We start from the raw sequence: 25,203 nt of genomic DNA, 5'->3' as shown, positions 1-25,203 counted from the left end.
CGCTATTCGCGCGAACAGGCCGCGAACGGCACGAAAGACCGGAGGTAATAGACTTGGTCCGCAATCTTCACATCGAACGGCAGGATGCCGAAGGCAGGCACGAAGCGATCACGCTGGAAGAATGGTCCGAGGCCGTCGGCCATGTGGACGGCGTCCGCATGGCCTGTGGCGATGCCGCCGTACCAAATCCGCTGACCGAACAGATCGTGACGCTGCCCAACCGGGGCGGCGATGCGGAGGTGTTCCGCAAGGATTGCGAACGGTGGCTGCGCGCCCTGTTCTGGACACCCGATGGCACCGTGCGCTTCGCCGAACCGGAAATGGATGGAGATCCCGTCCTTCCCCTTGCCCGCAAGCTGGCCAGTGAACTCAATGCCGGAATCCATGATGACAGGGGTGAAACCATCGTCTCAGGCATCACCCCCGCCTGACGGTCAGACCATCACCATGCCGCCGTTGACGTGGATCGTCTGGCCAGTGATGTAGCCCGCATCCTTGCTCGCCAGGAACACGGTGGCGGCGGCGATATCCTCGCCCTCGCCCATGCGGCCTGCCGGGATCTTGGTGTTGAGCGCTTCCTTCTGCGCGTCGGGCAGCACGTCGGTCATGGCGGTGCGGATGAAGCCCGGGGCGATGCAGTTCACGGTGACGTTGCGGGTCGCCAGTTCCTGCGCCAGGCTCTTCGACATCGCGGTGATGCCGCCCTTGGCCGCGCAATAGTTCATCTGGCCCGGATTGCCGGTGGTGCCGACGATCGAGGTGATATTGATGATGCGGCCGAAGCGCGCCTTCATCATCGGCTTGGTCACCGCGCGCATCAGGCGGAAGGTGGATTCGAGGTTCACGCGGATCACCGCGTCCCATTCCTCGTCCTTCATGCGCATGGCGAGATTGTCGCGGGTGATGCCCGCGTTGTTCACCAGAATGTCGATCTTGCCCAGCGTATCGAGCGCGGCGGGCACCAGCTTTTCGACCTGCTCGGGGTCCGAGAGGTTGCAGGCGATGGCCGCGTGATCGACTTCCTGCAGGTGCTGCGGGGTGTGCTCGTCCAGCTCGTCGCGGAACGCGCGCAGCTTTTCCGCGTTCGAGCCCGAGACCACCAGCCGCGCGCCCTGCGATGCAAGGCCGCGCGCGATGGCCGAGCCGATTCCGCCCGACGCCCCCGTCACGAGTGCGGTCATTCCATGCAGGTCGAACATGCTCATTTCCTATTCTCCTGGCTTTTTCGCGAGGAACTGGACGACCGCGCTGCGGCCGTGATGGTACTTGCCCTCGTTGACATCGCGCACCGTCTCTTCGGCGTGGATGACATCGAGGCCCTTGAAATCGTCGATCAGCATCGGCCGGGTAAACGTGCGGTCAAGCTGATCCCGCGGCGGCCCGCCGAAACCGGGATAGTCGAACTTGTCCGGCGTATAGGCTTCCAGCAGCACGGTGCCGCCGGGTGCGAGCGCCAGCGCGATGCGGCCGTGGACATCGGCGCGCAAGGCCGGCGGCAGATGCACGAAGATGGCGACAATGCTGTCCCACGCGCCTTCGCCCATGTCGAAATGGGCCAGATCGCCAATTTGCGTGGCAATCGTGACACCCCGGCTTGCCGCCAGTTCGCGCGCTTTCTCCATGCCCGCGGGCGACTGGTCCATCGCCGTGACATCGAAGCCCTGCTCCGCCAGCCATACCGCGTTGCGCCCCTGCCCTTCGGCCAGACACAGGCAGCGCCCGCGCTTGAGCTGCGCCACGCGTTCCCTCAGGAAATCGTTGGGCTCGGTGCCATAGGCATAGCCCGGCTCGCTGAAACGGTCATCCCACATGAAGAGGGCTTCTAGCCGGGATCAAAGCGCCTTGGCCAGCGCCTCGATGTCTTCCATCGACACGGCGGAAGTCACCTCCACCTCGCCCGCCGAACGCTTGATCATCGGCCCGAGAACCTTGCCGCCCAGTTCGACGAAACTGTCGACGCCAGCCTCCTTCATCGCAATCGCGCTTTCGCGCCAGCGCACGCGGCCCGTGACCTGTTCGACCAGCAGGCGCTGCACTTCGGCCGGATCAGTCACAACGCTGGCGGTGACATTGGCGAAGAGTGCGACGTTCAGCGTGCCCGGGCGCGTCTTGTCCAGCGCTTCGGCCATGGCGTCGGCGGCGGGCTGCATCAGCGGGCAGTGGAACGGTGCCGAGACGGGCAGCAGGATGCCGCGCTTGATGCCGTGCTCCTTCACCAGTGCAATGGCGCGCTCGATCGCTTCCTTGTGGCCCGAGAGCACGACCTGCCCCGGATCGTTGTCATTGGCGACGGTGCAGACCTGCCCTTCGGCGGCGGCTTCGGCCAGGGCCGTAGCCTTCTCGATATCGGCGCCGAGCAGTGCGGCCATGGCGCCCACGCCCACCGGCACGGCCGCCTGCATCGACCGCCCGCGCAGCTTCAGCAGGCGCGCGGTATCGGCAAGACTGAAAGCCCCGGCAGCGCAGAGCGCGGTGTATTCGCCCAGCGAGTGACCGGCGACGAAATCCGCCTTGTCCGCAAGCGCAATGCCGCCTTCCTTTTCGAGCACGCGCAGCACGGCGATGGCATTAGCCATGATCGCGGGCTGGGCATTCTCGGTCAGCGTGAGCTGATCCTCGGGGCCTTCGCTCATCAGCTTGAAGAGGTTCTGGCCGAGCGCTTCGTCCACTTCCTCAAAGACTTCACGCGCCGCGGCGCTCGCGGCGGCAAGGTCCGCGCCCATGCCAACCTTCTGGCTGCCCTGCCCGGGAAAAACGAATGCACGCATTGCGGCCGCTCCATGTCTGTCCGGCAGGCTTCGATGCACCTGCCGTTTGCGAATCTGAGGTGTGGCGCGGCGGGTTATTGCCCTTGGCCCGCCTCCGCAAGCCCGAAGGGCACAATCCTGTTGGCGGCGTCATGGCCGATATCGGCCTCTCCCAGAAAGGGAATGGCATGGCGCTCGCACCAGTAACGGGCGATATCGAGCGCCCCGGTGCCGAACGGGCGGTCATTCTCGGGCACGTCGCTGACCCGCCCGAGCCGCAGCCCGGCAATGCCGCCAAGGTGCGCCGTCGCGTGGAAAAACAGCCGGTCGACGGCATAGAGATATTCGGACACTTCCTCGACCATCACGACATGCCCGGCGAGGCCCGGCATCAGCCGCGTGCCGCACAGCATCGCCAGCGTCATCAGGTTAAAAGCGGCGACGGGATGCTTTTCTTCCGCCAGCGACGGTTCCAGGCCCGAGCGGTCTCCCGCTAGATAGGCGAGCGTGCGCCGCACCGCCTGCTCGCCGCCCTCGCGCCGCACGTCCGCCAGCAAGGGCGCGTGCACCGGCTTGCCGATCCGCTCGCGGTAGAGGGCGCCGAGCAGATAACCGGAATCCGAATAGCCGAGGAACGTCTTGGCTTGCGCGGCATGGTCGAGCCGTTCCAACGCCTCTTCCGCGATCCGGCAGGCGCCATAACCGCCGCGTGCGAACCAAACAGCATCCACCGTGGGATCGTTGGCGCATTCCACCAGCGCTTCCAGCCGCACCGCGTCACTGCCCGCGAAATGGCCCTCCACGGCGAAGCACTGATCGTGGATCACCAGTTCCACTTGCGGAAATTCCGCGAGCGCCAGCGCTTTCACGCGCTCCGCATCCTCGCGGGCGACAGGCGCGGACGGCGCGCAGACGGCAATACGGGTCATGCTGGCGGCCTACCTCATTCGGACATCCCCATGAAAGCGGGGTCCCTGCTTATCCACGACAGGCAGGCAGGCGCCTACCCCCTTTCGCGGCATGGCAGTTGTCTTGGCGGCCAAGGCCGCATACCGATGCGGGCATGACAGACGCGCGCGCCCTCACTTCCCATCCCTGGTTCTTTTGCGGCATTGGCGGCTCCGGTATGCTGCCCCTTGCGCTGATCCTGAAAGGGCAAGGCGCTGCAGTCGCCGGGTCGGACCGCAGCCGCGATCAGGGCCGCACGCCCGAAAAGTTCGCCTGGCTCGAAAGTCTGGGCTTCGATCTGTTCGCGCAGGACGGCAGCGGCATCGTTTCGGCGGACCAGACGCTTGTCGCATCGGCAGCGGTGGAAGACACAGTGCCCGAGGTCGTGCGCGCGAAAGAACTAGGCTGCGCGCGGATGAGCCGGGCCGAGCTGCTGGCCACGCTGTTCAACGCCGCGCCTTCCGGCATCGCCATCGGCGGCACCTCGGGCAAGTCCACCGTTACCGGCATGACCGGGTGGATCATGACTAAGGCGGGCCGCGATCCCACGATCATGAACGGCGCGGTGATGAAGAACTTCGTCACCCCCGATGCGCCCTTCGCCAGCGCGCGTGTGGGGCAAGGCGATATCTTTGTCTCCGAAGTCGACGAAAGCGACGGCTCGATCGCGCTCTACCGGCCCAAGGTGGCGGTGCTCGGCAATGTCAGCCTCGATCACAAGAGCCTGGAGGAACTGCGCCAGCTCTTCGGCGACTTCATCGCCCGCGCCGATGTGGCGGCGATCAATCTAGACGATGCGGAAACCGCCGCGCTGGCCCCGCGCGCCAAGACCGTGCTGACCTTCGGCATCACCGCGCCGGACGCGCAGATCGGCGCCATCGATATCGTGGAGCAGGCCACTGCGCTGACCGCCACCGTGCTAGATCGGCGCGACGGCAGCGTCTATCCGCTCCACCTCAAAGTGCCGGGGCGGCACAACCTCTACAATGCGCTGGCGGCCATCGCGGCAGCCCATGCCGCAGGCGTGCCCGTGGCCGAAGCCGTCGCCGCGCTGGGCAGCTTCTCCGGCCTTGCCCGCCGTTTCGATATCGTCGGCACCAGCGCCAGCGGCATCACCGTGATCGACGATTTCGGCCACAATCCGGACAAGGTCTCGGCCACGCTGGCGACGCTCAAGGCGCACCCCGGCCGGGTGATCGCCTTCTTTCAGCCGCACGGCTACGGCCCCTTGCGCCAGATGGGCGCGGAGCTGGCGCAAGTCTTCGCCCGCAAACTGGGGCCGGACGACGTGACTGTGCTATGCGATCCGGTCTATTTCGGCGGCACCGTGGACCGCAGCGAAGGCAGCGAACGGATCGTGCGCCTGATCGGCGAGGCCGGAGGTTCAGCAGAATATATCCCCTCGCGCGCGGACTGCGGCGAGCGGATCGCGGCCATGGCCCGGCCGGGGGACCGTATCGTCATCATGGGCGCGCGCGACGATACCCTGAGCGCCTTTGCCGCCGGGATTCTCACACGGCTGGAGCGCTAAAAGCGGCCTGCACGAAGCCAGAAAACGGTCCAAAATGGATGTATATGGCATAGCCTGATGGCATGAGCCGTCATGTTTTCAACGAGAAAGAGGCTGCCCGTCCAACAGGTCACGGGGATAGTACTTAGCCATTTACATACGCGAAATAGGGGATGAGGCCGCTAGCGGCAAGGTTCGGCAAATCCATAGGAACCTGCATGTCCAACTCGTCCTCCCAGCCCGACATCTCCTCCAAGCTCCGCTCCTTTTCGCTGGACTCGGTCGATTTCGCACGCTTTTCCAGCATCGGGCGTTCGATTGAACGGCTGGCGCCGAAAATACTCGACAAGTTCTACACGGCGGTGAAAGCCGATCCGGCACGGCGGAAGTTCTTCCCCTCACAGCAGTTGATGGACAGCGCCCGCTCCCGCCAGTTAAAGCACTGGAGCGATCTGTTTTCCGGCACGGTGGACAGCAACTACCTGGAGCGCGCCGAACGCATCGGCCAGATCCACGCCAAGATCGGCCTCGATCCCAGCTTCTACATCGGCGGCTACGCGACGATTCTTGCCGAATTGATCGAAGCGGATCTGAGCCAATCGATCGGCGGCATGTTCGGCCGGGCAAAGGCGCGCAAGATCGGCACTCTGATCAAGATGGCGCTGCTCGATATGGAACTCGCGACGTCATCCTACCTCAAGGCCAAGGACGAAAACCGGGAAAGGGTTCTGGAGAACCTCTCGACCGCGCTCGAACGCGTCGCCCAAGGCGATCTGACCGTGCGCGTCGAAGACCTGCCTGAGGAGTTCGCGCAGATCGAGAGCGATTTCGCCACGATGTGCGAAGCGATCACCAAAGCCCTGGGCAGCGTGCAGGCCGCCTCCGATCAGATCCGCGTCGGCTCCTCGGAAATCCGTTCCGCCAGCGACGATTTGTCCCGGCGAACCGAAAGCCAGGCTGCGGCGCTGGAGGAATCCGCCGCCGCGCTGAACCAGCTGACGTCGGGCGTGCAATCCGCCGCGCAAGGCGCAAGCGAAGTCAACCAGTCGGTTGGACAGGCCGAAAACGAAGCCCGCGAAGGCGGCAAGGTCGTTGAAGATGCGGTCGAGGCGATGGACGGCATTCAGAAGTCAGCACAGGAAATCGGCGCCTTCGTCAACGTGATCGACGGGATTGCCTTCCAGACCAATCTGCTGGCGCTGAACGCCGGGGTCGAAGCCGCGCGTGCAGGCGATGCCGGCAAAGGCTTCGCCGTCGTGGCCACCGAAGTGCGCGCGCTGGCGCAGCGCTCCGCCGAGGCTGCGCAGAGCATCAAGAATCTGATCAACGATTCCGAACAGCAGGTGGAGCGCGGTGTGACTCTTGTGGGCCGCACCGGCGAAGTCTTCCATCGTATCGTCGAAAAGGTCACTGGGATTACGAGCCTGGCGTCCCAGATCTCCGAACAGGCGCATCATCAGGCCGGGCAGCTCGGGCAGGTCAACTCCGCCGTTGGTGATATGGACCGCATGACCCAGCAGAACGCCGCCATGGTCGAGGAAGCCACTGCGGCAGCCCGCAATCTGGCATCGCAGGCAGAGGAACTCGCCAGCCTGGTGAAAATGTTCAAGCTTGGCGGCAATCAGGCTCAGACTGCAGCCTTCGCCCCCAGACCGGCGGCAGCGCCGCGTCCGGCCGCCGCACCGCTGCGCGCCGTGGCGGGCGGCGGTGCAGCCGCCGTCAAAGTAGCACAGGACGACTGGTCCGAATTCTGAAAGAACTCTCCCGGGCTCTGAGCAGGCTCAGAGCCCGTTTTGGCAGGGCACCTCTTCTCAGTGCGGCTTGCCGCGCAATGCCCCCGCCATATGCGCCAGGACGGCAATCACCGTCCCGAGCGCCAGCCCGGCCAGCGCCGAAACCGTGGCGTAGCCCAGCCAGCCCAGCGCCCCGCCCAGCGGTCCGCCGATCCCCGCCAGCGCATGTTCGATGCCATGGGCGACATGCGCAGGCTGCGGAAGCCCCAGTTCCTCCAGCCCGTGCAGGATGATCCCGCCGCCTACCCAGAGCATGGCGAGCGTCCCGACGCTGCCCAGGAGCTGCAACACCACCGGCATCGCCCGCAGCAGGAACCGTCCGGTGGCCTGCGCCGCGGCGCCGGTCTTTTGCGCCAGATGCAGTCCCACATCGTCCATCTTCACGATCAGCGCCACTGCGCCATAGACACCCGCCGTAATCAGCACGCCCACCGCGGCCAGCGCCACCGCCCGCGTCAGCAGCGTGGTGTCTTCGACTTGTGACAGAGCGATCGCCATGATTTCGGCGGACAGGATCAGGTCGGTGCGAATGGCGCCGGAAACGCGCGCATTCTCGAAGCTGACGGCATCCTCGATCGGATCCTCCAGCGTTTCGCCATGCTTTTGGCCGCCAAGCTTCTCGATCACTTTCTCCGCCCCCTCGAACGAGAGATAGCACCCGCCCAGCATCAGGATCGGGATGATCGCGGAAGGCAGCAAGGCGCTCAGCAACAGCGCCAGCGGCAGCAGGATCAGCAGCTTGTTACGCAAGCTGCCTTTGGTGATCTTCCAGATGATCGGCAATTCACGGTCCGGGGTGAAGCCTGTGACATAGCCCGGCGTGACCGCGGCATCGTCGATCACGACACCGGCGGCTTTGCTGCCCGCTTTGGCCACCCCTGCCCCGACATCGTCAAGCGATGCGGAAGCCGCGCGGGCGATTACCGAGACATCATCGAGCAGGGCAACAAGACCGGAAGGCATGGAACGCTGATTCCCCGTTCATGAAAATTGATAAAAAGTGACATGCGGGCGAATTTTTCCGCGATCAAGCCAAAGTGCTGGAAGCCATGGAAATATCACGCATTTCGGCGGCCTGATGGATGACTGTAATGCTGCGAAATGCGGTTAATCGCCGTCAATCCCTTAAAACCCCCGCCACCCCCGCCGTTCTCCTTCATGTCCAACGGGTGCCCCGAAACGGCGCTCACAAGCGACTGAAAACTGGGGAATTAATCATGTCTGTTATCAACACGAATATCAGCGCCATCCGCGCTTCGAATGCTTCGATTTCAGCCAACAAGATGCTTGGCACCTCGATGGAACGCCTTTCCACCGGCAAGCGCATCAACAGCTCCAAGGATGATGCCGCCGGCCTCGCGATCGCCACCTCGATGACCTCGCTCATCAAGGGCATGAACCAGGGCATCCGCAACGCCAACGACGGTATCTCGCTGGCCCAGACCGCCGACGGCGCGCTCTCGGAAGTCACCAACATGCTGCAGCGTGTTCGCGAACTGGCCGTGCAGTCCTCCTCGGGCACCTATCAGAACACCGACCGTGACGCGATGCAGTCGGAAGTCTCCGCACTGACCGCTCAGATCGACGACGTTCTGGCGCAGACCACTTTCAACGGCAACACGCTGTTCTCGACCACTTCGGGTTCGGACGTCAGCTTCAACATCCAGACCGGCGCCAACTCCGGCGAGACCGTGGCTCTCACCTCGACCGCAATCGACGGCACGAACCTGTCCACCACGGCGCTGGACGTTTCGACGAGCGGTGCTGCGTCGACCACGCTCGACAATGTCGATGCCGCCCTCGACGATGTGAACGCAACCCGCGCTTCGCTGGGTGCAGGCCAGAACCGCCTCGAATCGGCGATCACCAACCTGACCAGCAACGTGACGAACCTTTCGGACGCCCGTTCGCGGATCGAAGACGCCGACTACTCGCTGGAAACCACCGCGATGGCCAAGGCGCAGATCCTTTCGCAGGCTTCCACCGCGATGCTCTCGCAGGCCAACCAGAGCCAGCAGAATGTCCTGAGCCTGCTCAAGTAATCCCCAGCGAGACCAAACCAGGTCCCGAAAGACCCGGTGGGCAACACATGCCCGCCGGGTCGACTGGCGTCTGGGGCCTGTAAAAATGGCCGCCCCTCAGAACTCGACGTCGAGTTCCTCGATCTCCTCCGGCTCCGCCTTCGCCGCCGCTGTCCATTCCTGCATCGGCGCCCAGTCCGCGATCGTTTGGCAATAGGCCTCGCACGGCGGGGAAAGCGGCACCGCATACGTCACGAAACGCGTCGTCACCGGGGCATACATCGCATCGGCCACCGTGGGCTTGGCCCCGAACAGGAACGGCCCGCCGTAGCGCTCCAGACAATCGGTCCAGATCGTCTCGATCCGCTCGATATCCGGCCGGGCGCCGGAAAAGACCGGAAAGGCTTCATGCTTCACTTTCAGGTTCATCGGCAGCGCCGAGCGCAAGTTGGTGAAGCCCGAATGGATCTCGCCCGAAATTGAGCGGCAATGCGCCCGCGCGATCGGATCGGCCGGCAGCATCTGCGCCTCGGGGAACTGCTCGTTGAGAAATTCGGCAATCGCCAGCGTATCCCACACGCTCGCCCCCTGATAGGTCAGACGCGGCACCAGCACGGAAGGGGACAACAGCAATAGTTCCGCCCGGTTCGCCGCATCGTTGGGAACCTGCCGTTCGGTAACGTCGAGCCCCGCCAGCCTGCACAGCAGCCAGCCGCGCAGCGACCAGGCCGAGTAGGTCTTGCTGGAAATCGTGAGCATGGCCCCGATCGTGGCCTCATCGGTCATCGGCATTTACCCTTGGCAGGTTGGTTTTGCTTGCATCAGCCTATGCCGCAGTGCAGCATAAATCCAGAGCCGATTGCATGCTGGGGCGCGATTCCCGGCATATAAGGCCAGCCGGGGAAATGTTGCACATGCTCTATCAGGCATATCAGGCCTATTGCGACATGATGGCGCCCGCACGCCTCGCAGCACGGGCCGCGACGGGTTTCCGCGACCGGTTCCTGGGCGGGGCCGAGGACATGCCTTTCGCCCGCCGCCTGTTCGCGCTGGCCGAAGTATTCCACAAGGCCGCGATCACGCACCACCGCCCGCCTTACGACATCGGCGAAATCCTCACCGGCAACACGCTGGTCAAAGTGCACGAAGAGATCGCGCTGGACCTGCCTTTCGGCAACCTGCTTCACTTCGCCAAGCCCGAAGTCACCGCGCCGCAGCCGAAAATTCTCGTCGTCGCACCGCTTTCGGGGCACTTCTCCACCTTGCTGCGCAATACCGTGGAAACGCTGCTGCGCGATCACGACGTCTATCTCACCGACTGGAAGAATGCCCGCGACGTGCCGGTTTCGGCCGGGCCTTTCGGGTTCGAGGACTATACCGACTACGTGATCCGCTTCCTGCAGGAACTCGGCGATGCCGAAACGGGCCGGGGCGCACATGTACTGGCCGTGTGCCAGCCCTGCGTGCCGGTACTCACGGCTGTTGCCGTGATGGCGCAGGATAACGATCCGCTCCAGCCCCGTTCGATGACGCTGATGGGCGGCCCGATCGACACCCGCGAATCCCCCACCGTGGTTAACGAGCTGGCAACCAGCCAGAGCTTCGAGTGGTTCGAGGCGAACCTCATCCACACCGTCCCCTGGCGCCACAAGGGCGCGGGGCGCAAGGTCTATCCCGGTTTCATCCAGCTCATGGCGTTCATGGCAATGAACATGGGCCGCCACACCAGCCAGTTCCGCAAGCTCTACCAGCATATCGCCGATGTGGAGCAGGCCGAAGCCGCCAAGATCGCCGGTTTCTACGACGAATATCTCGCCGTACTGGACCTGACGGCGGAATTCTATCTCGAAACGATAGACAAGGTGTTTCAGCGCGCGCTGCTGGCCAAAGGCGAATTGCAGCACCGCGGCCGCACCGTGGACTGCGGCGCCATCCGCAAGACCGCCCTGCTCACGGTAGAAGGCGAGCGCGACGATATCTGCGCCGTCGGGCAGACGGCGGCGGCGCACTTGCTCTGCACCAGCCTGCGCCCGCATCTGAAACGCCATCACTTGCAGCCCGGCGTCGGGCACTACGGCGTGTTCTCGGGCTCGAAGTGGGAAAAGCAGGTCTATCCGCAAGTGCGCAACATGGTCCTCGCCGTGCATTGATCCGGGGCACTGATACCCGCCACCGCCATCCCGGTTTCTTGACTCAGACCGATGACAACGCGGGCAAGGGACGATACGGGACCAGCGGATGCACCTGATTCGAGCCTTTCTGCAGCGGCATATCCGTGTCGCGGCCATGATCCTGGCGCTTGCGCTGGCGATGAAGGCGTTCGTGCCCGCCGGGTACATGATCGGGTCCAGCGCCGCCAAGTCGTTCACCATCGAGATCTGCGATGGCCAGGGCGGCTCGGTGCTCTCCAAACTGACCATTCCCGGCAAGCCGCACAATGCGGCGGACGAGCATACGAAGGCGGCGAAGGACTGCCCTTTCACCGCGCTGTCGATGCATCTGCTGGCCGGGGCCGACGATGGCCTGCTGGTTCTGGCGCTGGCCTTCATTCTGGCGCTGGGCTTTGCGCCCGTCTCGCCACTGCGCCTTTCGCGCATCGGCTTCCTGACCCCACCGCTGCGAGGACCACCAGCGCTTTCCTGAAACCGGCCGCACGCGCTCCGAAGGACGCGCACGAGCTGACATGACGCGCATCGCCGCATGCCCCGCTTTCGCGCGCGGGCGTGAGGCCATGCCGCTTTCCCATGCTGATTCAGGAATAGACGATGTTTCACCACACCCGCGCCCTGCGCGCTGCTCTTCTCGCCACTTCCACTCTACTTTCCACGCCGGTCTTCGCGCAGGACAGCGAAACGCCGCTTCCCACTGTCGATGTCGAAACCTCGGGCGGCGTAACCGCAGGTCAGCCGCTGGCCGAAACCGCCCTTTCGGCACAGGATCTGAAGGACGCCAGCCCCACCTCCAGCGACACGGCCAAGGCCCTCACCGCCATCCCCGGCGTCAGTGTCAACAGCGGCGGCGGTTTCTCCTCGATGCCTGCCATTCGCGGCCTGTCGGAACAGCGCATCAAAGTGCTGGTGGACGGCCAGCCCATCGATGCGGCCTGCCCCAACGACATGAATTCGCCGCTGTCCTACACGATCCCGCAGACCATCGCTTCGGTTTCGGTGATCCCCGGCGTCGCGCCGGTGAGTCTGGGGGGCGACAACATCGGCGGCGTGATCTGGGTCTCCGGCCCCGAACCGCGCTTTTCCACTGACGGCACTCTGCTGCTGACCGGCGAGGCTTCCGCCTTCTACCGCTCGAACGGAGACGGTTTCGGCGGCGCGGTGACGCTGACTGCCGCCAGCGAGAACCTCAGCGCCACCTACACCGGCTCCTATACCCAGGCGGACAACTACAAGGGCGGCGGCAAGAGAGGCACGGTGCGCTCCACCGAATATGCCAAGACCGACCATGCCCTCGCGCTCGCCTGGCAGAACGCGGCGGGGCTGTGGGAGATCAAGGGCGGCTATCACTTCAGCCCTTACGAAGGCTTCGCCAACCAGTGGATGGACATGACCTCCAACAAGAGCTGGTTCGTGCAGGGCCGCTACCGGGGCGTGTTCGACTGGGGCAATGTGGACCTCTCGGCCAGCTACCGCGACACCGACCACAAGATGAACTTCCTCGCCGACAAGCTCCCCGGCGACATGCCGATGAACACCGAAGTTCACACCTTTACCAGCGCGGCGAAGTTCGAACTGCCGCTGTCGAAGCGCGACACCGTGAAGCTGGGCCTCGAATACCATCACCAGTGGCTGAACGATTATTGGCCGCCGGTCGCGGGATCGATGATGATGGGCCCGGGCACGTTCGTGAACATCAACAAGGGCCACCGCAACCGCATCGGCGCTTATGCCGAATGGCAGGCGCAGTGGTCGGACACGCTCTCCAGCGTGGTGGGCGCGCGTTTCGACCGGGTCGAGATGAACACCGGTGACGTGCAGCCCTACGGCACCTCGATGATGCAGATGGCCGACGTGATGGCCGCCAATGCCTTCAACGCCGCGAGCCACGGCCGCAACGACAACAACTGGAGCGACTCGGCCATCGTCACCTGGGCGCCGGTGGATACGCTCAAAGTCGAACTCGGCTATGCCCACAAGGTGCGCTCGCCCAATATCTACGAGCGCTACACCTGGGGCCGGGGCTCGATGGCGAGCCGGATGATCGGCTGGTTCGGTGACGGCAACGGCTATGTCGGCAACCTCGCGCTCAAGCCCGAACGCGCCGATACGGTAAGCGCCACGCTCTCCGTGGCTCTGGCCGAAGGCGTCTCGCTGAAGATCTCGCCCTATTACACCCACGTCAACGACTACATCGACGCGGTCTATTTGCAGGCCTTCACGGACATGATGGGCATGCCCACCGGGTTCGTGCAGTTGCAGTTCGCCAATCTCGATGCCGAATTCTACGGCGTGGAGGTTTCGGGCGATGCCGTGCTGGCCGGCACGCGCGAGAACGGCACCATGGTCTCGGCCTCGCTGGCATGGGTCCATGGCGAGAACCTCAGCCAGAACCTGCCGCTCTATCACCAGATGCCGCTCAATGCGAAGCTCGGCCTCACCCACCGCGCGGGCGCGCTGGAACTGGGCGGCGAAGTGGAATGGGTGGACCGCAAGGACCGCGTCGATCCGCGCCGCAACGAGCCCGAAACGGCAGCCTATGCTCTCGTCAATCTCAACGCCGCCTACAGGCTGGCCGGATGGCGTCTGAGCCTGGAGGCGCAGAACCTGTTCGACAAGGGCTATGACCTGCCGCTCGGCGGGGTTTCGCTGGGCGATTTCAAGAACACCGGCACTTTGCGTCCCGTCCCGGGCCGGGGCCGTTCGATCAACGTCGGGCTGAGCACGAAGTTCTGATCATGCGCATGCCCCCTGCTTTCCCCAAAGACAGGGGCTCCGGCCATTACACCCCCGGCCGGGGCATTGGCATGCGTTCGGATCTTCCGCTCACCCGGCGGGGCGCCGCACTGGCGGGCAGCATGTTGCTGAACCTTCTGCTGCTCGCCGGTGTGGTTGCCGCCATGCGCGGACCGGACGCCCCTGCCCCCGGCGCCCGGTCCGCGCTGGTAACCATTTCCATCACCCCCGCCCCACGCAAGACAGCCCCTCCGCCGCCAGTGTCGGAGCCCGAGGCCAGACAAGCCGCCATACCCGCTCCGCCCATGCCGGAGCCCAGACCGGCCCCGGTCCTGCCCGAAGCACCCGGCTTGGCGCCCGTCAGCACTCCCCCGCAGACCGCACAGCCTCCCGAGGCAGAACCGGTGCCATCCTCTCCGCCACCGCCCGTGCTGCTGTCCGCCCCCCGGCAGAACGATCCCCCTTCCAGCCGGATCGCCGCCTACCGCCAGCAGGTGTGGCAACGCATCCTCGCCGCCCGCCCGCGCGGCGCGCGCGGTGCGGGCACTGTCACCGTCCGTTTCCGGATCGGGCGCAGCGGCGCGCTGGTTTCGGCGGATGTGAGCATCTCCAGCGGCCAGTTCATGCTCGACCGCATGGCTCTGCAGGCCGTGCGCAAAGCCGCGCCATTCCCGGCACCGCCCGCCGGAATGGACGATGCTGCACTGACGTTCACAGTGCCAGTGGCATTTCACAAGTAGAACAAGACATGCCCCACAACACGATGAAAGAATTGAAATAGCGCGCTTACAGGATTGCAACACGCGCTCCAGCCGATAACACTGGCCCGCTATTGATTGGGGGGTATGACAGAGTGAAGTTGCACAAGGTATCGCTGGCCGTCCTGGCTCTGGTTCCAGGACCTGCATTTGCTGGCGAGACAATTCTCTATCAAGACCAGCCCAAGTGGGTCGAAGAAGCGCAGATACCAGCGGAGCAGCCGGATAACAGCTCGCCGTTGCTGGTGTTCGATCTGCAGCAACGGATCCAGGATGGTCAGCTCTGGCGGTATCAGGACACCGCGGTGAAGATCGCCTCCCCCGAAATGCTGGGGCAATTTTCCACCATCGGCGCGCAATGGTCTCCCGACAAAGGCGACCTCATCATCCACGAAGCCTCGATCCTGCGCGACGGGCAGACGATCGATCTGTTGGCCAAAGGCATGAAGCTGGAAGTGCTGCGCCGGGAAGAACTGCTGGAACAGCGCCAGCTCACCGGCATTCTCAGCGCCACGGCCGCGATCGAGGGGCTGCGTGTGGGCGACATCTTCCGCCTGCGCTATTCGGTCACATCGCGCGACGAGGTGCTGGGCCAGCGTGTGCAAAGCATCACGGGCCTTCCCGCCAGTCCGCTGCGCCTTGGAACCGGGCGCGTCAGGGCGATCTGGCCCGCTGCCGAAAAGGCGAAGTGGCAGGTCCTTGCCAAGGACGTTACCGCCAAGCCCGAACGGCACGGCAGCATGATGGAGCTGGAACTGCCCCTGCCCGTGCCCAAGCAGCCGGAAATGCCGGACGATGCGCCCGCGCGGTTCAAGCCGCTGCCGGTCCTCGAACTGTCCACATTCCAGGATTGGGGAGACGTCTCGCGCGTGTTCGCCCCACTCTATCAGCCGCAAGGCAAGATCGCGGACGGCAGCCCGCTCGCGGCGGAGGCAGACAAGATCGCGGCCGCCACGCAGGATCCGCTCGAACGCACGCAGGCGGCCCTGCAGCTTGTGCAGGATCAGGTCCGCTATCTCGCGGTCAACATGAACGCAGGCAATTACACGCCGCAAGCCCCGGCCGAGACCTGGAAACTGCGCTACGGCGATTGCAAGGCCAAAACGCTGCTGCTGCTCGCCTTGCTTGACCGTCTGGGGATCAAGGCCGAGGCCGTCCTCGCCAAAGCCAGCGGCGTTCATGACCTGCAGCGCCACATTCCCAGTGCGGCCACTTTCGACCATGTCCTGGTGCGCGCGACGGTGGACGGCCAGCCGCTGTGGCTGGACGGGACGCGGATCGGCTCACGGATCGAGGACATCCACAACACCCCGGATCTGGGCTATATCCTGCCGCTGCGTATGGCCGGGGCCGAGCCGGAAATGCTGAAAACGCATGCCGATGCCCGCCCCTCCTACGAGGTCTCGATCGATTACGATGAAAGCACCAGCTACGATCTCCCGTCCGTCGCCACTGCCACCGTCACGATCCGCGGAGCCGAAGCACTGAAACTGGGCATTGGCATCAACGCTCTCGATACCGAGAAACGGGACGAGTTCATCGAGTCCTATCTCAGGAAGGTCGTGGGAGACGGGCAGTTCACGGATGTTTCGGTAGAAACGTCTACGGAAGATGCCATGGCCGTGATCAAGGGCCGCGGTATCCTGACCACGAACTGGAGCCCGCGCGACCGCGTCAGAGTGCGCCGCCTCAACGGCCCGCTTGCTAACTTCACGTTCTCGCCGGACCGTGCCCGCGCCGAATGGCGCAATATCCCGGTGGCCACGCCCGCCCCCTTCAGCGCCGCCTATCATGTGCGGATTCAGTTGCCGGACAAGGGCAAGGGCTTCACGCTCGAAGGCGCGCCCGACACTGACGTAACAGTGGCCGGCTCCCACTTCGTCAGCCATGCCAGCCTGAACGGCGGCCTGTTCACTTACGACGAACGGCAGGACCGGACAGGCGCCGAAGTGCCTGTGGACGAGATTTCGGCAAACCGCGCACGCCTGGCCAAGGCCAAGGCACAGATCGCGCAAGTCGTGGCCCCCGCGGATGCGACGCGCCGCTGGAATCTGGACAAGGCCGCGATGAAATCAAGCCAGATGACCGGCATCGAAGCCGTGCTGGACAAGAAGATGGCGGAGAAAGACCCGGACCAGGCCCCCTGGATCGCCCGCGGCAGCCTGCGGCAGGGCATCGGCGATTTCAAGGGCGCCCTCGCGGACTTCACGACGGCAATCGACCATTCCAGCGACGCATGGACATATATGCAGCGGGCAAGGGTCAATCGTTCGCTGGGGGACATTCCTGCCGCCCTGGCCGATGCCCGCGAGGCCATGCAGCTCGATCCGTCGATGAACGGCGCCACGCAGATGACCGCCGAATTGCTGGCCCGCCAGGGCAAGGCGGACGAGGCCCGCGCAATGCTTGACGAGAAGATCGCGCTGGGCGGAGACGACAGCCGCAACTGGGAAATGGAAAAGGTCCAGACGCTGGGCGTCTATGCCGATGCCGGTGAGGCGCTGACTCTGCTTGGCGATCTCAAGGACCGCCGCCCGCAGAGTGCAAGCCTGCTGGGCATCGGCTGCTGGATCAAGGCGCTGCGCGGGATCGAGGTGGAATCCGCCGTTCGCGAGTGCACCAGCGCCATCGAACTGTCCGCCAGCCCGGCAGGGCCGCTCGACAGCCGCGCGGTGGTGTTCTTCCGGCTGGGCCGGTTCGACGATGCCCTGCGCGATCTCGATGCCGCGCTGCGCGATGCCCCGGGCCAGGCGTCGAGCCTGTACATGCGCGGGATCGTCCTGGCCCGGCTCGGGCGCAAGCCCGAAGGCCAGAAGGATCTGGCCACTGCGCTCAGGATCGATCCCGATGTCCATGCGCTCTATGACCGTGCGGGCATCAAGCCGTAAGGCTGCCGCCCCGGCCCGTCACGACGGATAGGGAAACGCCTTGAAGGCCTCCAGCCCCTCTGCCCGCTCCCACAGCGCGGCAAGCGCGGGACAGGTTTTCGCATCGAGCGTGCCGGACAGGATATCGCGGGTAAACCGGAACGCCACGGCGCTGGTGATATCCGCCTGCAGGGGCCGGTTCCCGAACAGCCAGGGACCGGCAGCCTCCCGGATCTCCTCCTCCAGCAGCCGGTAGGCGGCGGCAAGCTGGCCATGAACCCTGTCCAGCCAGGGCTCATGCTGCTTTTCCGGCGGGCGCAAGTTGCGTTCGTAGACGATCTGAACCGTCTTTTCGCAAGCGGCGAGCGCAAGGCCGGTGATCCGCTGCGCCCGGGCGAGGCTCGGCAGATCGTTAGGAACAAGGCTGTGTTCCGGACCGGCCAGCCGTGCCGCATATTCCAGGATCAGCGTGGAATCCATCAGCATGACCCCGTCGCCGGTTATCAGCGTCGGTGCCTTCACCACCGGATTGACGGCTGCGAAAGCATCGAACTCGGACAGTACCGAAAGCCGCTGATGCGCAAAGGGGATGCCCTGCATCGTCAGCGACACCGCAACGCGGCGGACATAAGGCGAATCCAGCATTCCAATCAGTTTCATGGGCGTTTCCAGGTTCATTGGCCGTCCGTCCTGCAACCACAGCACGGACGCCGGAAAGAGTGAGGAACCAACCCTTTGGCGCGCATCCTTCGGCCTAGCCAGTGGCCTATTTAGCCATTATCGTAAGGATCATGCCAAAACGCAGCTCGACCACAGGACCCCTCGTTGCCGTCCTCGTCTATGACGGGCTGACCACATTCGAGTTCGGATGTGCCTACGAAGTCTTCGGCCTTCGCCGCGATGACATGGGGCCGGACTGGTACCGCTTCGCCACTGTCGCCGCGGAACCGGGCCCGGTTCGCGGGCGCGGCGGGATCACGGTTCACCCGGACGGCGGGCTGGATCTCATGCTGGAAGCGCACACGCTCGTCCTGCCGGGGTGGTGCGGCCCCGGCGTCAAGGCCTCTGTCCCCTTGCTGGAAGCCCTGCGCCGGGCCCATGCGCGCGGCGTGCGCATCGTTTCGATATGCGGCGGCACCTTCGTCCTCGCGCAGGCCGGGCTTCTGACGGGCAGGCGAGTCACGACGCACTGGATGCATCTGGACCGGCTCGCCCAAGAGCACCCCGATATCGAAGTCGATCCGCACACGCTCTATGCCGATGACGGCGACATCCTCACCTCCGCCGGAAGCGCGGCGGGGCTGGATCTGTGCCTTCATATCGTGCGCAAGGATTTCGGCGCCCGCGCCGCCAACAGCGTGGCGCGCAGGCTGGTGATCGCGCCGCACCGGGACGGCGGGCAATCCCAGTTCGTGCAGCGCCCGCTGGTGCCGCCGTCGGGACGGCAGGTTTCCGCCCTGCTGGACACGATCCGCGGGCGCCTCGGCGAAGCCTGGCCGGTCGAGCGCATGGCGCAGGAGGCCCGCGTCAGCGTGCGCAGCGTGCAGCGGCACATCCGCGATGCGACCGGCCTGCCGCCCGGCGAATGGCTCCAGAGCGAACGCCTCGCCCATGCGCGCGACCTGCTCGAAGAAACCCGGCTTTCCATCGAGACGGTGGCCGCCATGGCCGGGTTCGGCACCGCCACCAATTTCCGCCAGCACTTTCGCGCCGCCGTGGGGCTGCCACCGGCGGCCTACCGCATCCGGTTTCACGCAGGAATCGCGTCGTAGCGATCCGGGTGAAGCGAAACCGTTTTCCTACATGCCGCAGGCTCCGGTATCGTGCCCGCATGCTCCCGCGATCGCCTCTTGCCCGTTCTTGCGCCGCTCATCCGCACAAGGTGACACTTGCCCTGCAAAGTGACACCCTAACCCCACAAAGTGACACTTTGCCCCCGGAAGGTGACACTTTGGCCGTACAAGGTGACACATTCGGGCATAAGGTGACACGTTTTCCCTCTGGACCGTGTAAAGCGTGTCAACCTGTCACCTTGCGTACCTTTCGCCTTGCGGGGGCGCACCGGCTGGAGTCCAAACCGCTTGCATTTTCCGCCCGGTGCGCTAAGGGGCCGCCTTCCCCGGTGTCCGGGGAAACTGAAGAAAGCCGGAGGGGCCCCGCAATCCCGCGGACAAGCCAGCGATCGGTTAGATGAATGAAAGGAAGCTGCCGTGGCTCTTTATGAGCACGTGTTCCTGGCGCGCCAGGACCTTAGCCAGTCGCAGGTCGATGCGCTGGCCGCCGCCGCCACCGAGATCGTCGAGAGCAACGAGGGCAAGGTCCACAAGACCGAGACCTGGGGCCTCAAGAATCTCGCTTACAAGATCAAGCGCAACCGCAAGGCACACTTCGTGATGCTGAACATCGAGTGCGCCGGTGACGTTGTCGCCGAACTCGAACGTCAGACCCAGATCAACGAAGACGTGATCCGTTACGTCACCATCCGCGTCGACGAGCACGAAGCCGGCCCGTCGGTGATGATGCGCAAGAACGACCGCGACAACCGTCGCCGCCGCGAACGCGAGGGGAACTGATCCATGGCACGTGCATTCTTCCGCCGCCGCAAGTCCTGCCCGTTCTCGGGCAAGAACGCGCCGAAGATCGATTACAAGGACATCCGTCTGCTGCAGGGCTTCATGTCCGAGCGCGGCAAGATCGTCCCGAGCCGCATCACCGCGGTTTCCGCCAAGAAGCAGCGTGAGCTGAGCCAGGCCATCAAGCGCGCCCGGCACATCGGCCTGCTGCCCTTCATCGTCAAGTAAGGAGGACTTTCCCATGGACCTTATCCTCCTCGAACGCGTCGAAAAGCTCGGTGCCATTGGTGACGTCGTTTCCGTCAAGGACGGTTACGCACGCAACTATCTGCTGCCGAACAAGAAAGCGCTGCGCGCCAACGAAGCCAACAAGAAGGTCTTCGAAGCCAACCGCGCCAAGATCGAAGCCGACAACGCCGAAAAGCGTTCGGCCGCCGAATCGCACTCGGGCAATGTCGAAGGCAAGCAGGTCGTCCTGATCCGCGCCTCGTCGAACTCGGGCCAGCTCTACGGTTCGGTTTCGGTGCGTGACATCGTCGATGCCCTCAACGAGCAGGGCGCCGAAGTCGTCAAGCAGATGATCGTTCTCGAACGCCCGATCAAGACGCTCGGCGTGTTCGACGTGCGCGTGAACCTGCACCCCGAAGTTTCGGTCAACGTCCAGGTGAACGTCGCCCGTTCGCCCGACGAAGCCGAACTGCAGGCGCAGGGCGTGGACGTCATGGCCGCCATGTTCGAACAGGACACTTCGGGCTTCACCGAGGCTTACGATCCCAATGCCGAACCCGGCGAGATCGCTGCCGAGGAAACCGAAGAAGCGGCTCCGGCCGAAGGCGAAGCGGAAGCCTGAGCTTCTCCTTCACCGCACAGGAATTGAAGGCCTTCGCTCCCCATGGAGCGGAGGCCTTTCCTTTTTCTGCAACACCGTCATGCAAAAAGCCCACCTATTGCACCGCAAAATGATTTGCGCGATAGACGGCCATGCAAACGATGAAAGAGACCCTCGCGGAATTGGTCCGCGTATATGACGCCGCCGTTACCTGCCTGAAGGCCGACATGATCGCCTTCATCGAGAACGGCACCCTTCCCCCTCCCGAACGCCGCACCGAGCGGCTCTGGACCTATCCCGAACTGCGCGTGACCTATCGCGGGCAGGAAAAGGCCGCCCGCGCCTCGCGCGCTTTCGGGCGGCTGGAAACGGCGGGCACTTACCGCACCACCGTCACCCGGCCCGGCCTCTTCGCCGGATATCTGGCCGAACAGCTCGGCCTTCTCGAAGCCGAGTACGAGGTGGAATTCGAAGTCAGCCGCTCGGCGCAGGAAATCCCCTTCCCCTACGTGCTGGACGGTGTGCCCATCGGCTCGGTCAAGCCGCAGGATCTGGCGCAGCACTTCCCCAGCACCGAACTCGCCATGATCGGCGACGAGATCGCCGATGGCGTGCACGTGTTCGAGGAAGACGAGCCGCTGCCGCTCGCCTTGTTCGACGGACTGCGCACCGATTTCAGCCTGGCCCGCCTTGCGCACTATACCGGCACCAGCCCTGAGCACTGCCAGCGCTTCGTCCTGTTCACCAACTATCACCGCTATGTCGATGAATTCGTGGACTGGGCGGGCAAGCAGGTCGGCTCCGACGGCTATGTGGCCCTGTCCGGCGCGGGCGGGCTCTATCTCGACGCGCCGGTCGAGAATGCCCGCGCGCGTCTGTCCGACACGGCATGGCGGCGCCACCAGATGCCCGCCTACCATCTGATCAAGGAAGACGGTTCGGGCATCACGCTGGTCAACATCGGCGTTGGCCCGTCCAACGCCAAGACCATCACCGATCACCTCGCGGTGCTGCGCCCGGAAGCCTGGCTGATGATCGGCCACTGCGGCGGCCTGCGCGAGACGCAGCGCATTGGCGACTATGTGCTCGCCCATGCCTATCTGCGCGACGATCACGTGCTCGACCCGGTGCTGCCGCCCGAAATCCCCTTGCCCGCCATTGCCGAAGTGCAGCAGGCCCTCGCACAGGCCGCCGAGATAGTGAGCGGCAGCGGCATAAACCTCAAGAAGCGGATGCGCACCGGCACTATCGTCACCACCGACGACCGCAACTGGGAACTGCGCTATACCGCCTCGGCCAAACGCTTCAGTCTCAGCCGCGCCATCGGCATCGATATGGAAAGCGCCACGATCAGCGCGCAGGGCTACCGCTTCCGCGTTCCCTACGGCACCTTGCTGTGCGTGTCGGACAAGCCGCTGCACGGCGAACTCAAGCTGCCGGGGCAGGCCAACCGTTTCTACGAAGAGGCTATCGCCAGCCACCTCAAAATCGGCCTGATCACCTGCGACCTTCTGCGTGAACAGGGCGACCGCCTGCACTCGCGCAAGCTACGCGCGTTCAACGAGCCGCCTTTCCGGTAAGCCACGGACACGGGCTGGAAGCCACTCTTTGGGAACGCAGGACAAAACAGCACGGCGAAATGTGCCAAATTTCATTGTCCTACGTTCCCGAATTATGCTTTCACTGCCCTATGGCGATGGAAAACAGCGTTTCTAGGTATCCGGGAGGGCGCGCTCTTCCCGTTACACTGATGGTTCTGGCCCTGATGTCATGCGGGGCGGCCGACAATCCGGCTCCCCCGGCCACGGCCAGCCCCGAGGCGATCACTGATCCGGTTTTGCCCGCCGGGACATGGAGCACAGACGAAATCGCCCGCCTGCTCCACTGGGTCCATGCCGCACCGCAGGATGCCCTGCCCTCACCCGGTACGCAGGAACTGGAAACGGCCATTGCCAGCGGGGACCACGCCGCGATCGATACCGCCGCATCGGCTCTGGCGCTCAAGCTGGGCCGCATGCACTTGCTGGGCGTTGCCACAACGGCGCAGCGGGCGGGCTGGCACATCACGGATACCGATACCGCGATAGACCTCCAGCCCCGCCTGGAAGCGGCCCTCGCCTCGGACGACATAGACGGCTTCTTCGAAGCCCTGCGCCCTGCTCACCCCGATTACGCGGCCCTGCGTAAAGCGCTTGCCACCGAGACCGATCCCGAACGGCGCGCAACGATTGCCCGCAACATGGAACGCTGGCGCTGGATGCCGCGATCGCTGGGCCGCTCCTATGTCCTCGTCAACACCGCCACGTTCGAGGCGCGTCTGTGGCGAAACGGCCAGCAGACCGGAACGTGGCGCGTCATCGTCGGCAAGCGCTCGACGCCCAGCCCGGTCTTTTCGGCGCAGATCACCGGCGTGATCCTCAATCCCTGGTGGAACATCCCGGCCAGCATCGTGCGGGAGAAGCACGGCCGCTTTCCCGCCCGCCTCGGCTATGTGAAAACCGCGAGCGGCTACCGCCAGAAACCGGGACCGAACAACGCGCTGGGGCAGATGAAGCTGGTCATGCCCAACCCCTTCAGCGTCTACATGCACGACACCCCGGGCAAGAGCCTGTTCGAGCGTGATGTCAGAGCCTTCAGCCACGGCTGCATCCGCGTGGGCAACGCGCTGAATTTCGCGACCACCCTGCTCGACGGCGCCCGCACACGCGAAGAGGTGGACGCCGTCGTAGAGAGCCGGAAAAACACGACAGTGAAGCTGCCCTCACCGCTGCCGGTCTATATCACCTACTTCACAGCGGGCCTGCTGGGCGACGGCACGTTCGTGGTCCAGCCGGACATCTACGGGCGCGACAAGCGGGTGCCAGCCCTCGCCAAGGCCTTCGATACCGAGTGTTCCGCCTGATCTCAGGCCAGCAGGAACTCCGCCATCGCGCGGCCCATTTCCTTGAACGTGACTGACGACATGTGGTTGCCCGGCACTTCAGCATAGTGCCCGTCAGGCAAGGCCTCCGCTAGATCCGGAGCGGAGCCGTTGTCCTGATCGTCAGCGCCGCAGACGCACAAGGTGGGCATAGGCACACCGGCAATGGCCTCCGGCGGCGTATCGTCGACGGAACCGAGCAACAGCCGCGCCGCAATGCGGTCCACCTTCATCGTCTTCATGAAGGCCTGCGCCACGAAGGCCTTGTCGCCGCGTTCGATCGTCCCGAAACGGTCGATAGCATCCACGAAATGCGCCGAGCGCCGTGCCCAGCCCGCCAGCCCCGACAGCCCCATGCCGCCCAGCACCAGCTTGCGCGGGGCAAGCCCGGCCAGAACCCCGCGCACCGACGTGCGCGAGCCGAGCGAGAAACCGCCCAGATCGTAGTCGGCAAGCCCCAGTTCGGCCACCAGCCGCTTCAGGTCCTCGACCAGCACGTCTTCGGGATAGAGCGCGGGATCGTGCGGCGCCTCGCTTTCGCCATGGGCGCGCAAATCCGGCATGATCACTTCGAAGCCTGCCCCGGCCAGGATCTGCGCATTGCCGTACTTGATCCAGTTGACCTGCGCACTGGAAAACAACCCGTGCAGCAGCAGCAGGGGCCGCCCTGTCCCCATCGTATGGACCGCCAGCCGCGTACCGCCGAAACCTTCGATATAATCCTTGCGCACTTCGCTCACTCGGGAACCTCCAGACCTGCCGCTTTCCATTGCCGCACAACGCTTTGCGTCGCCGCGCTGTAGTGGCGTGGCAGATCCTTGGTATCGAGCCCGCGTTCATGCAAGGGGTCACAGCCGGAATGCCCGGTCGAACGGAAAAATACCGGCGTGCCGACACGGCCCGAAGTCAGCCCTTCGCCTTTTCATCCCACTGATCGAAAGCTTCAAGCGCCTGCGCGGCGTACATCGCCGAAGGCCCTGCCCCCATGTAGACGGCAATGCCCATCGCCTCTGCCACTTCGTCGCGCGTGGCCCCGGCGCGCTGCGCAGCGGAGGAATGGTACGTCACGCAAGGATCGCAGCGCACCGCCACGGAGATGGCCAGCGCGATCAGTTCCTTGGTCTTGGTGTCGAGCGCGCCGGGCTCCAGCGCCGCCTTGCCCATCTCGGAGAACGCCTGCATCGGCCCGGGCGCGCTGCGCTTGAGTTCGCCGACGGCCGGATTGAGCGTCTTGGCCATGTTCGGCCAGTCCTTGAAATTGCTTTTCGCCATGATGGGGCTCCTTTTCCGATTGCATCTTCGCCACCGTGAACCGCCACCGCCATGCGCAAAA

At 64.6% G+C, this 25,203-nt stretch carries 24 protein-coding genes; 15 read left to right on the top strand and 9 right to left on the bottom strand.

Features of this window, described 5'->3' with window-relative positions; all coding sequences use genetic code 11:
- Nucleotides 1-53 precede the first annotated feature (53 nt).
- Nucleotides 54-431, top strand: coding sequence for a hypothetical protein (locus MTR66_RS04170; protein WP_243918184.1), 378 nt, complete (start codon nucleotides 54-56; stop codon nucleotides 429-431).
- 3 nt (nucleotides 432-434) lie between these two features.
- Here MTR66_RS04170 and fabG read toward each other — a convergent pair whose 3' ends face one another.
- The 4 genes from fabG to MTR66_RS04150 form a co-directional block, all read right to left on the bottom strand.
- On the bottom strand, nucleotides 435-1,199 hold the full coding sequence (fabG, locus tag MTR66_RS04165; RefSeq protein ID WP_243918956.1) for a 3-oxoacyl-[acyl-carrier-protein] reductase: 765 nt from the start codon (nucleotides 1,197-1,199) through the stop codon (nucleotides 435-437).
- A gap of 9 nt (nucleotides 1,200-1,208) precedes the next feature.
- On the bottom strand, nucleotides 1,209-1,811 hold the full coding sequence (locus tag MTR66_RS04160; RefSeq protein ID WP_243918183.1) for a class I SAM-dependent methyltransferase: 603 nt from the start codon (nucleotides 1,809-1,811) through the stop codon (nucleotides 1,209-1,211).
- Nucleotides 1,812-1,832: 21 nt separating this feature from the next.
- A complete protein-coding gene (gene fabD, locus MTR66_RS04155) occupies nucleotides 1,833-2,768 on the bottom strand; it encodes an ACP S-malonyltransferase (RefSeq protein ID WP_243918182.1) in 936 nt (311 codons plus the stop codon).
- Nucleotides 2,769-2,842: 74 nt separating this feature from the next.
- Nucleotides 2,843-3,676 (bottom strand): LD-carboxypeptidase, encoded by an 834-nt coding sequence (locus MTR66_RS04150; protein WP_243918181.1) that lies wholly within the window; start codon nucleotides 3,674-3,676, stop codon nucleotides 2,843-2,845.
- A 134-nt stretch (nucleotides 3,677-3,810) separates the two neighbouring features.
- On the opposite strand from MTR66_RS04150, the gene MTR66_RS04145 reads away from it, so the two are divergent.
- Nucleotides 3,811-5,226, top strand: a complete 1,416-nt coding sequence (locus MTR66_RS04145) for a UDP-N-acetylmuramate--L-alanine ligase (protein ID WP_243918179.1) — start codon at nucleotides 3,811-3,813, stop codon at nucleotides 5,224-5,226.
- A 197-nt stretch (nucleotides 5,227-5,423) separates the two neighbouring features.
- On the top strand, nucleotides 5,424-6,959 hold the full coding sequence (locus tag MTR66_RS04140) for a globin-coupled sensor protein (protein ID WP_243918177.1): 1,536 nt from the start codon (nucleotides 5,424-5,426) through the stop codon (nucleotides 6,957-6,959).
- A 57-nt stretch (nucleotides 6,960-7,016) separates the two neighbouring features.
- Here MTR66_RS04140 and MTR66_RS04135 read toward each other — a convergent pair whose 3' ends face one another.
- A complete protein-coding gene (locus tag MTR66_RS04135) occupies nucleotides 7,017-7,961 on the bottom strand; it encodes a DUF808 domain-containing protein (RefSeq protein WP_243918176.1) in 945 nt (314 codons plus the stop codon).
- A 254-nt stretch (nucleotides 7,962-8,215) separates the two neighbouring features.
- Here MTR66_RS04135 and MTR66_RS04130 point away from each other — a divergent pair, with 254 nt between their 5' ends.
- On the top strand, nucleotides 8,216-9,040 hold the full coding sequence (locus MTR66_RS04130; RefSeq protein ID WP_243918175.1) for a flagellin N-terminal helical domain-containing protein: 825 nt from the start codon (nucleotides 8,216-8,218) through the stop codon (nucleotides 9,038-9,040).
- A gap of 96 nt (nucleotides 9,041-9,136) precedes the next feature.
- On the opposite strand, the gene MTR66_RS04125 is transcribed toward MTR66_RS04130, so the two are convergent.
- The gene (locus tag MTR66_RS04125) at nucleotides 9,137-9,805 is read right to left on the bottom strand and encodes a glutathione S-transferase (protein ID WP_243918174.1); all 669 of its coding nucleotides are present in this window, start codon (nucleotides 9,803-9,805) and stop codon (nucleotides 9,137-9,139) included.
- A 128-nt stretch (nucleotides 9,806-9,933) separates the two neighbouring features.
- Between MTR66_RS04125 and MTR66_RS04120 the strand changes: the two genes are divergently transcribed.
- The 5 genes from MTR66_RS04120 (at nucleotide 9,934) to MTR66_RS04100 (ending at nucleotide 17,569) form a co-directional block, all read left to right on the top strand.
- Nucleotides 9,934-11,169 (top strand): polyhydroxyalkanoate depolymerase, encoded by a 1,236-nt coding sequence (locus MTR66_RS04120; protein ID WP_243918173.1) that lies wholly within the window; start codon nucleotides 9,934-9,936, stop codon nucleotides 11,167-11,169.
- Between the two features lie 88 nt (nucleotides 11,170-11,257).
- The gene (locus tag MTR66_RS04115) at nucleotides 11,258-11,662 is read left to right on the top strand and encodes a DUF2946 family protein (protein ID WP_243918172.1); all 405 of its coding nucleotides are present in this window, start codon (nucleotides 11,258-11,260) and stop codon (nucleotides 11,660-11,662) included.
- A gap of 122 nt (nucleotides 11,663-11,784) precedes the next feature.
- The gene (locus tag MTR66_RS04110) at nucleotides 11,785-13,923 is read left to right on the top strand and encodes a TonB-dependent receptor (RefSeq protein WP_243918170.1); all 2,139 of its coding nucleotides are present in this window, start codon (nucleotides 11,785-11,787) and stop codon (nucleotides 13,921-13,923) included.
- Between the two features lie 71 nt (nucleotides 13,924-13,994).
- Nucleotides 13,995-14,663 carry an energy transducer TonB family protein gene (locus MTR66_RS04105; protein WP_243918167.1) on the top strand — a complete coding sequence of 223 codons (669 nt, stop codon included), beginning with the start codon at nucleotides 13,995-13,997 and terminating at the stop codon, nucleotides 14,661-14,663.
- A gap of 113 nt (nucleotides 14,664-14,776) precedes the next feature.
- Nucleotides 14,777-17,569 (top strand): tetratricopeptide repeat protein, encoded by a 2,793-nt coding sequence (locus MTR66_RS04100; protein ID WP_243918165.1) that lies wholly within the window; start codon nucleotides 14,777-14,779, stop codon nucleotides 17,567-17,569.
- An 18-nt stretch (nucleotides 17,570-17,587) separates the two neighbouring features.
- Here MTR66_RS04100 and MTR66_RS04095 read toward each other — a convergent pair whose 3' ends face one another.
- Nucleotides 17,588-18,208: a glutathione S-transferase family protein gene (locus MTR66_RS04095; protein ID WP_243918163.1), complete on the bottom strand. Its 621-nt coding sequence runs from the start codon at nucleotides 18,206-18,208 to the stop codon at nucleotides 17,588-17,590.
- Nucleotides 18,209-18,339: 131 nt separating this feature from the next.
- Between MTR66_RS04095 and ftrA the strand changes: the two genes are divergently transcribed.
- The 6 genes from ftrA to MTR66_RS04065 all read left to right on the top strand — a co-directional run bounded on the left by ftrA (nucleotide 18,340) and on the right by MTR66_RS04065 (nucleotide 23,852).
- The gene (gene ftrA / locus MTR66_RS04090) at nucleotides 18,340-19,320 is read left to right on the top strand and encodes a transcriptional regulator FtrA (protein WP_243918161.1); all 981 of its coding nucleotides are present in this window, start codon (nucleotides 18,340-18,342) and stop codon (nucleotides 19,318-19,320) included.
- Nucleotides 19,321-19,758: 438 nt separating this feature from the next.
- On the top strand, nucleotides 19,759-20,121 hold the full coding sequence (gene rpsF, locus MTR66_RS04085; RefSeq protein ID WP_243918159.1) for a 30S ribosomal protein S6: 363 nt from the start codon (nucleotides 19,759-19,761) through the stop codon (nucleotides 20,119-20,121).
- Between the two features lie 3 nt (nucleotides 20,122-20,124).
- On the top strand, nucleotides 20,125-20,349 hold the full coding sequence (rpsR, locus tag MTR66_RS04080) for a 30S ribosomal protein S18 (protein WP_243918157.1): 225 nt from the start codon (nucleotides 20,125-20,127) through the stop codon (nucleotides 20,347-20,349).
- Between the two features lie 13 nt (nucleotides 20,350-20,362).
- Complete coding sequence (gene rplI / locus MTR66_RS04075) at nucleotides 20,363-20,971, top strand: 50S ribosomal protein L9 (RefSeq protein WP_243918155.1); 609 nt, start codon at nucleotides 20,363-20,365, stop codon at nucleotides 20,969-20,971.
- A gap of 131 nt (nucleotides 20,972-21,102) precedes the next feature.
- A complete protein-coding gene (locus MTR66_RS04070; RefSeq protein ID WP_243918153.1) occupies nucleotides 21,103-22,530 on the top strand; it encodes an AMP nucleosidase in 1,428 nt (475 codons plus the stop codon).
- 170 nt (nucleotides 22,531-22,700) lie between these two features.
- Entirely contained in the window at nucleotides 22,701-23,852 is a 1,152-nt protein-coding gene (locus MTR66_RS04065) for a L,D-transpeptidase family protein (protein ID WP_243918151.1), read from the top strand.
- Between the two features lie 2 nt (nucleotides 23,853-23,854).
- Here the strand turns inward: MTR66_RS04065 and MTR66_RS04060 are convergent, their stop codons facing one another.
- Together MTR66_RS04060 and MTR66_RS04055 are read right to left on the bottom strand one after the other, a co-directional pair.
- The gene (locus tag MTR66_RS04060) at nucleotides 23,855-24,610 is read right to left on the bottom strand and encodes an alpha/beta fold hydrolase (RefSeq protein ID WP_243918148.1); all 756 of its coding nucleotides are present in this window, start codon (nucleotides 24,608-24,610) and stop codon (nucleotides 23,855-23,857) included.
- 166 nt (nucleotides 24,611-24,776) lie between these two features.
- Entirely contained in the window at nucleotides 24,777-25,142 is a 366-nt protein-coding gene (locus MTR66_RS04055) for a carboxymuconolactone decarboxylase family protein (RefSeq protein WP_243918146.1), read from the bottom strand.
- Nucleotides 25,143-25,203 lie beyond the last annotated feature (61 nt).

The organism is Novosphingobium beihaiense, from assembly GCF_022832375.1.
GTDB classification, from domain to species: Bacteria; Pseudomonadota; Alphaproteobacteria; order Sphingomonadales; family Sphingomonadaceae; genus Novosphingobium; species Novosphingobium beihaiensis.
Note: the sequence above shows the minus strand (reverse complement) of the source record. Positions and strands in the feature narration are given on the sequence as shown.

Bases quoted from the DNA above. Each gene is read 5' to 3' on its own strand.
- fabG (WP_243918956.1), bottom strand. From the start codon at position 1,199: ATGTTCGACCTGCATGGAATGACCGCACTCGTGACGGGGGCGTCGGGC.
- MTR66_RS04160 (WP_243918183.1), bottom strand. From the start codon at position 1,811: ATGTGGGATGACCGTTTCAGCGAGCCGGGCTATGCCTATGGCACCGAG.
- fabD (WP_243918182.1), bottom strand. From the start codon at position 2,768: ATGCGTGCATTCGTTTTTCCCGGGCAGGGCAGCCAGAAGGTTGGCATG.
- MTR66_RS04150 (WP_243918181.1), bottom strand. From the start codon at position 3,676: ATGACCCGTATTGCCGTCTGCGCGCCGTCCGCGCCTGTCGCCCGCGAG.
- MTR66_RS04145 (WP_243918179.1), top strand. From the start codon at position 3,811: ATGACAGACGCGCGCGCCCTCACTTCCCATCCCTGGTTCTTTTGCGGC.
- MTR66_RS04140 (WP_243918177.1), top strand. From the start codon at position 5,424: ATGTCCAACTCGTCCTCCCAGCCCGACATCTCCTCCAAGCTCCGCTCC.
- MTR66_RS04135 (WP_243918176.1), bottom strand. From the start codon at position 7,961: ATGCCTTCCGGTCTTGTTGCCCTGCTCGATGATGTCTCGGTAATCGCC.
- MTR66_RS04130 (WP_243918175.1), top strand. From the start codon at position 8,216: ATGTCTGTTATCAACACGAATATCAGCGCCATCCGCGCTTCGAATGCT.
- MTR66_RS04125 (WP_243918174.1), bottom strand. From the start codon at position 9,805: ATGACCGATGAGGCCACGATCGGGGCCATGCTCACGATTTCCAGCAAG.
- MTR66_RS04120 (WP_243918173.1), top strand. From the start codon at position 9,934: ATGCTCTATCAGGCATATCAGGCCTATTGCGACATGATGGCGCCCGCA.
- MTR66_RS04115 (WP_243918172.1), top strand. From the start codon at position 11,258: ATGCACCTGATTCGAGCCTTTCTGCAGCGGCATATCCGTGTCGCGGCC.
- MTR66_RS04110 (WP_243918170.1), top strand. From the start codon at position 11,785: ATGTTTCACCACACCCGCGCCCTGCGCGCTGCTCTTCTCGCCACTTCC.
- MTR66_RS04105 (WP_243918167.1), top strand. From the start codon at position 13,995: ATGCGTTCGGATCTTCCGCTCACCCGGCGGGGCGCCGCACTGGCGGGC.
- MTR66_RS04095 (WP_243918163.1), bottom strand. From the start codon at position 18,208: ATGAAACTGATTGGAATGCTGGATTCGCCTTATGTCCGCCGCGTTGCG.
- ftrA (WP_243918161.1), top strand. From the start codon at position 18,340: ATGCCAAAACGCAGCTCGACCACAGGACCCCTCGTTGCCGTCCTCGTC.
- rpsR (WP_243918157.1), top strand. From the start codon at position 20,125: ATGGCACGTGCATTCTTCCGCCGCCGCAAGTCCTGCCCGTTCTCGGGC.
- rplI (WP_243918155.1), top strand. From the start codon at position 20,363: ATGGACCTTATCCTCCTCGAACGCGTCGAAAAGCTCGGTGCCATTGGT.
- MTR66_RS04070 (WP_243918153.1), top strand. From the start codon at position 21,103: ATGCAAACGATGAAAGAGACCCTCGCGGAATTGGTCCGCGTATATGAC.
- MTR66_RS04065 (WP_243918151.1), top strand. From the start codon at position 22,701: ATGGTTCTGGCCCTGATGTCATGCGGGGCGGCCGACAATCCGGCTCCC.
- MTR66_RS04055 (WP_243918146.1), bottom strand. From the start codon at position 25,142: ATGGCGAAAAGCAATTTCAAGGACTGGCCGAACATGGCCAAGACGCTC.